Raw genomic sequence first — 6,162 nt, 5'->3', positions numbered from 1 at the left:
GAGGCCGACGTCACGGTGATGCCGCGATCGGCGCCGGGCACCGTCAGGTAGGGGGTGAACGAGCCGGGCTCGTAGACCAGCGCCGCGTGGACCTCGTCGGAGATGACGATGACCCCGTGCTCGTCGGCGAGACGGGCGAGGGTCTCGAGCTCGGCAGCGGTGTGCACCGTGCCGGTCGGGTTGTGCGGGTTGGACAGCAGGTATGCCGCTCGCCCGCCGCCCGCGGTGGCGCGGGCGAAGGCGTCGGCCAGGGCCGCCGGGTCGAGTCGCCCCTCGGGGGTGAGCGGGGCGTCCAGCGGCTGGCGTGCGACGGAGTCGATGACGGTGAAGAAGGCGTTGTAGGCGGGCGAGCTCACGACGACGGGCGCACCCGGGTCGGTCAGGGCCTCGAGCAGGCGGGCGATGCCGCTGAGGACGTCGGAGACGGTCACGACCGTCCGGGCATCGACCTCCCAGTCCCACTGTGCTGCAGCGAAACTCGCGAAGGCTGAGGTGTAGTCACGCGACCAGGCGTAGCCGGTGTCACCGCGGTGCATCGCGTCGGACACGGCGTCGACGACCGCCGGGCAGGGCGCGCAGTCCATCTCCGCGACCCAGAGGGGGAGCACGTCGGCGGGGTAGACGCGCCACTTGAGGCTGGTGCGGGAACGTCGCAGCTCGTCGGGCGTGGCGCTCAGGATCCCGGGGGTCATGCGTGCCAGCCTAGGAGAGCCCACCGACGAGGGAGGACCACCGCCGGGATGGGTATGGGATGTCGGGCGGCCAAAGGTCTCCTCGGCGGCCTGGATCGCGTAACGTCGGTTCGCAGTCCGGGTCCTCGAGGGCCGGCAGGGGTCGCGTTCGGGTGACGAGACGCATGTCTCAGGAGAGGAGCCACGTGGGCATCTTCGGATGGGGTAAGGACGAGACTCGGGAAGCCTCCGACCGTGCTGCGGAGCAGGTGCGGGAGGTCGCGAAGGGCGCCGACGCGCAGAGCGCGCTCGAGCGCGCGCGACTCGCCGACGAGGGCGGCCTCACCGGCGCTGCGACGCGTCTGCTGGAGCGTCTGCTCGACGTCGGCATCGACGGCAGGGGGCCCTTCGACTCGGCCCACGACGTCGCGGACCAGGCCCTCAAGGAGGCCGGCGGCGACCCCGAGGAGGCGATCCGGCAGATCCAGCGCAGCCATCGCCGTGTCGGTGCGGTGGGCGGCTTCGTCACCGGCCTGGGTGGCTTCTTCACCATGCCGGTCGCCCTGCCCGCCAACGTCGTCGAGTTCTATCTCCTCGGCACGCGGATGACGGCGGCCACGGCACGGCTCCGGGGCTACGACATCGACCAGCCCGAGATCCGCTCGGCGGTCCTGCTGACGCTCGCCGGGGCCGACAGCGACGACCTGCTCAAGAAGGCCGGGGTCTTCGCGGCCGGGGGCAAGCTCACGTCGGTCGCGCTCCAGCGACTGCCGGCGCCGGCTCTCATGGTCCTCAACAAGGCCATCGCCTTCCGCCTCCTCGGCCGCATCGGCTCGGGCATCCTCGCGAAGCTCGGTCGGGCCGTGCCGGTCGTCGGCGGTCTCGTGGGCGGCGGCGTCGACGTCTTCATGCTCGGCCGCATCGGCAAGCAGGCAGTCGAGGAGTTCCCGCCCGTGGCGACCTATGGCAGGTGACCGCTTGCTTCGCTGGGCAGGTGACCGTCCGGTGCGGCCGGGGTCACGAAGGGACAACGGCCCGCGTCGTCCGGGAATCGGTGCCGGGCCTCGTCCGTTGGGGTGGGCATGAAGCCCTCGTCCCGTCTCAAGATGGCCGCCACGGCCGCGTCGGTGCTGCGCGCCTCGACCCGACCGGGCGCGCCGAGCATCACCACGCGCCTGCAGGCGGTGCCGAGACTGGTCCGAGCGACGCTGAGCGGCAGCTATGCCGGCACGACGCGCGGGCGGCTGGGTCTGCTCGCCGCGGCCGTCGCCTACATCGTCTCGCCGGTCGACCTCGTCCCCGAGATCGTGCTGCCCGTGCTGGGTGCGGCCGACGACGCCGTCGTCATCTCCTGGGCCGTCAAGACACTGCTCGAGGAGACCGACCGCTTCCTCTCCTGGGAGATGGGGCAGGGCCTGCACCAGCCGCCGCGAACCGTCCGCGGTGAGGTCCTGAGGCGTGGCGGTGCGGGCTCAGCGAGTCCCGCTGGCGGCGAGGCGGGTGCGAGCGGCGCTGGTCCGCGGCTCCGCGGCCAGGCGCGGGAGGCCGCGACGAGCTATGTGCTCGAGACGGTGCGCAAGCGGCTGGAGCGCTGAGCCTCGGGGCGTGGGCCCGACGGCACAGCGCGTGATCCCTGTCCACAACCCCTCGGGCGGGGCGCGCGCCGTCCACAGGCGCGGTCGAGCCCCTGTCGGCGGTGCCTGTGCGCGGCCAGTGTCGGGGCATGCAGAAGATCTCCGTCTCCGGACCCGCCGAGCTCGTCACCGTCGTCCCGTATCACCTCGGGTTCCAGCCTGAGCGCAGCCTCGTCGCCATCTGCCTGCAGGAGAAGGCGATCGGTCTCGTCGCGCGCATGGACCTCGTGGGCAGCCCGCACGCGGCGCAGGCAGCCGCCCAGCTCAGCGAGGCGATCTGCCGCGAGGGTGCCACCGCTGTGGCCCTGGTCGCCTACGAGACCCGGCCCGGGGAGGCCCGCCCGCTGGCCGACTCCCTCGGGGCCGCTCTCGGGCTCGCCGGCATCCCCGTGACCGAGGACCTCGTCGTCCGCGACAACCGCTGGTTCTGCCTGCGGTCCGACGACTGCCCCGACGAGGGCGAGGACCTGCCGGCCCCGGCGGACGTGCCGGCAGTCGCCGGCTACGTCGCACTCGGCCGAGCCGTGCTCTCGGACCGGGCAGCGATGGAGACCCTCGTCACGCCGGCGCCCGAGGCCTGCGACGAGGGCGTCGTCGAGGCGATCGAGGACTGGCGAGGCGACTATCGAGACGCCGTGGGCGGACGGTGGGACGAGCTCGCCCACGAGTGCTTCGTCGCCTGGGGTGCCCTCGTCACGGACGAGCTGTCCGACGCCGCCCTCACCACGCTGCTGCCCGCCCTCGTCGGCCCCTTGGAGGACCGGGACATTCGCGATGCCCTCATCGGGTGGCTCTGCCCGGGCTGGCTGCCCTTCGACGTCTTCGACGAGCGACTGCTCCGGCGGCTCGACGACCTCGTCGGTCTCCCCGAGGACGAGGACGAGGATCTCGTCACCCGGGGGGACCGGCGCCAGGACGTCCTCGACCGGCTGTGCCGCGCCACGCCCGACCGGTTCGCGGCGCCGGTCCTGACCATGGCCGCCTCCCACGCCTGGTGGCGCGGGAACGGGGCGAAGGCCGGCATCTGCATCGACCGTGCCCTGGAGCTCGACCCGGACCACCGGCTGGCCCGGCTGATCCGCCTCGGCCTCGACCACGGGATCCGGATGCCTGCCGCGTGAGGCCAGGACGACCCCGCCGGCGCGTGTTCCACACCGTGGACGAGGACGCTGGCCTGCGCGGGCGGGTGTCGTACAGTTGGCCCAGGTCATGAGTACCAGCGCCAAGCCCCGGCTCGCTGGTCGGCAACCCTCCTTCGCGGTGGGGTGCCCCGGGTGAAGACCTGGCCGCACCTCACCGGTGCGAGCAAGCGCGAGCACAGGGAGTCGACCTTGACGATGACAGACAGCCATCCGGCCTCGACCCGGCACCCGCGACCCCGCCACGACCGCTTCGACGACGAGTGGGAGGGCCGCCGCGACCTGGGCGACATTCAAGGCGACAATCCTGGCGACGGTCCTGACTTCCGGGGCGGGCCCCGGCGTGAGGACGTCCGCAACGGCTTCCCGACCGCGTCGGTGGCCCTGCGCGCCGGTGGCGCGTGGCGCGTGGGTGACCCGGTCGGGTCCCGCAAGTTCGCCGAGATCGGTGCGGTCCACCTCGAGCGCGGCGGCACCATCGAGGACGTCACGGTCGCCTACGAGACGTGGGGGACCCTCAACGCGGCCGGTGACAACGTCGTGCTCATCGAGCACGCCCTCACGGGCGACAGCCACGTCGAGGGGGAGGCCGGAGCGGGGCACGCGTCACCGGGTTGGTGGCCCGGCCTCATCGGACCGGGCCGCCCCATCGACACCGACTCCTACTTCGTCGTGGCGGCCAACGTCTTGGGCGGGTGCCAGGGAACCACCGGGCCGTCCAGCCTCGCGCCGGACGGCCGCGAGTGGGGCAGCCGGTTCCCCTACGTGACGATCCGGGACCAGGTGGAGGTCGAGGCCCGGTTGCTCGAGCGCCTCGGCGTGACCCGCCTCGCCGCCGTGGTGGGTGGGTCCATGGGTGGGATGCGGGCCATCGAGTGGGCCGTCTCCCACCCCGACCTCGTCGAGCGCTGCATCGTGCTGGCGAGCACGGCTCGGGCGACCGCCGACCAGATCGCCTGGTGCCAGCCGCAGCTCCTCGCGATCCGCCAGGACCCCGACTTCGCCGGCGGGGACTACTACCGCACCGGGCGGTCACCCGAGGCCGGGCTCGGCCTGGCCCGTCGCATCGCGCACATCACCTACCGCACCGGGTCCGAGCTCGCGGATCGCTTCGGCCGGGAGCCGCAGCTCGGCGAGGACCCCCTGCGCTCCGGCGACCGGGGCCGGTTCGCCGTCGAGAGCTATCTCGACCACCACGCCGGCAAGCTGTCGCGGCGGTTCGACGCCAACTCCTACCTCGTCCTGACGGAGGCGATGAACTCCCACGACGTGGGGCGGGACCGGGGCGGCGTGGCGGCTGCCCTGTCCCGGGTCACGGCGCTGTGCACGATCGTCTCGGTCGACAGCGACCGCCTGTATCCGGGGGAGCAGTCCGACGAGCTGCACGAGCTCCTGCCGCGGTCGGTGCGAGCCCGCATCACCTCGCCCCACGGGCACGACGGCTTCCTCATCGAGGAGGAGCAGGTCGGTCGGGTCATCCGCGCGGCCCTCGCCGCCGAACCGCGGACTGGAGATGTCCCCACGACGTGAGCCGACGCACCCGGCCGAGAGGGCTCCCGAGCGCCTGATTTCGGGTAGCGTCCGAGCACAAGACATTTCCGTCCCAAGGAGGTCCGGACAAAGTGGCCATTGTCGTTGGATACGTCGCGACCAAGGAAGGTCGCGCGGCACTGAAGCGAGCGGCCGAGGAGTGCGTGCTGCGAGACAGCAAGCTCGTCGTCATCAGTTCGCATCGGGGAGGCAAGGACTTCGACGCCGACGAGGCCGCCCGCTTCGAGAGCGAGCTCGAGCGCATCAAGGGGGTCCTGGAGGAGAGGGGCCTCGAGCACGAGGTGCGCCAGCTCGTCCGCGGCAATGACCCCGCCGAGGACCTCATCTCCGTCGCCGAGCAGGAGAACGCCGAGTTCATCGTCATCGGCCTGCGCCGCCGCAGCCCCGTCGGCAAGCTCATCCTCGGCTCCAACGCGCAGCGCATCCTGCTCGACGCGAGCTGCCCGGTCCTGGCGGTCAAGGCGGACTGACCGCACCGCGCGACCTCACGGCCCGCGGCACAGAACGACGAGCAGAGCACGATATCCAGAACACGGGGGACATTGGAGGGGTCGGCGGGTGAACACGTTCGTCCGTCGGCCATCCGGCGTTTTATAATGTCGAGTGAGCCGGATCGCACGAGGCGCACCGAGAGATCGACGGAGGGGTCGACTCCGACATGCCAAGCACTTCCGGAGCGAATCCCCATCTTCGTTCGTTGATGATGCATGCCCAGTGACGGGCAGGCAAGACGACGACCCCGTGCGACCGAAAGGTGACATCCTCCGTGCCGAAGGCAACTTCAGCTGCAAGTCCGACCGCCCTTCCGAAGGTTTTCCAGCACGACGCGATCATGCAGCTGCTCGTCCGTGGACGCGCGACCGGAGCCGTGACCGGCTCCGACATCGCCCGGGCGCAGGTGGAGGCCAAGCTCGACCCCAAGCAGATGAAGCCGGTCCTCACGACCCTCGAGGCCAATGACGTCGAGATCGTCGTCGACACCGCGGCACCCAACACCACGACTCGTAGAGGCAGCAAGGGAGGCACTGTGGCAACCGCTCGCAAGACGACCGCCGCGGCCGCGAAGACCGCGACCCGGACCACCACCAGCAGGACGACCAAGGCCGAGAGCAAGACCGGCACGGCGGCGTCGGCAGGCACGAAGGGCGCCAAGACCGTCAAGGGTGG

The 6,162-nt window shown here is 71.8% G+C and carries 7 protein-coding genes and 1 riboswitch; of the genes, 6 read left to right on the top strand and 1 reads right to left on the bottom strand.

Annotation, left to right across the window (positions count from 1 at the left end; all coding sequences use genetic code 11):
* Nucleotides 1–692, bottom strand: a 692-nt coding sequence (locus tag LOY02_RS16725; RefSeq protein ID WP_317183505.1) for an aminotransferase class I/II-fold pyridoxal phosphate-dependent enzyme, incomplete at its 3' end; no start/stop codon positions are given.
* A gap of 164 nt (nucleotides 693–856) precedes the next feature.
* On the opposite strand from LOY02_RS16725, the gene LOY02_RS16720 reads away from it, so the two are divergent.
* The 6 genes from LOY02_RS16720 to LOY02_RS16695 form a co-directional block, all read left to right on the top strand.
* The gene (locus tag LOY02_RS16720) at nucleotides 857–1,645 is read left to right on the top strand and encodes an EcsC family protein (protein WP_317183504.1); all 789 of its coding nucleotides are present in this window, start codon (nucleotides 857–859) and stop codon (nucleotides 1,643–1,645) included.
* Between the two features lie 108 nt (nucleotides 1,646–1,753).
* Complete coding sequence (locus LOY02_RS16715; RefSeq protein ID WP_317183503.1) at nucleotides 1,754–2,266, top strand: YkvA family protein; 513 nt, start codon at nucleotides 1,754–1,756, stop codon at nucleotides 2,264–2,266.
* 128 nt (nucleotides 2,267–2,394) lie between these two features.
* The gene (locus LOY02_RS16710) at nucleotides 2,395–3,426 is read left to right on the top strand and encodes a DUF4192 domain-containing protein (protein ID WP_317183502.1); all 1,032 of its coding nucleotides are present in this window, start codon (nucleotides 2,395–2,397) and stop codon (nucleotides 3,424–3,426) included.
* Nucleotides 3,427–3,510: 84 nt separating this feature from the next.
* Nucleotides 3,511–3,623, top strand: a riboswitch (SAM riboswitch).
* Nucleotides 3,580–4,974: a homoserine O-acetyltransferase MetX gene (locus LOY02_RS16705; RefSeq protein ID WP_317183501.1), complete on the top strand. Its 1,395-nt coding sequence runs from the start codon at nucleotides 3,580–3,582 to the stop codon at nucleotides 4,972–4,974. (Overlaps the previous riboswitch by 44 nt.)
* Before the next feature lie 92 nt (nucleotides 4,975–5,066).
* Nucleotides 5,067–5,465 (top strand): universal stress protein, encoded by a 399-nt coding sequence (locus LOY02_RS16700; RefSeq protein WP_317183500.1) that lies wholly within the window; start codon nucleotides 5,067–5,069, stop codon nucleotides 5,463–5,465.
* 296 nt (nucleotides 5,466–5,761) lie between these two features.
* Nucleotides 5,762–6,162, top strand: a 401-nt coding sequence (locus tag LOY02_RS16695) for an RNA polymerase sigma factor region1.1 domain-containing protein (RefSeq protein WP_317183499.1), incomplete at its 3' end; no start/stop codon positions are given.

The organism is Intrasporangium sp., from assembly GCF_032907665.1.
GTDB lineage: Bacteria > Actinomycetota > Actinomycetes > Actinomycetales > Dermatophilaceae > Intrasporangium.
The sequence above is the reverse complement of the archived record's forward strand: the minus strand, read 5'-3'. Positions and strand labels throughout refer to the sequence as shown.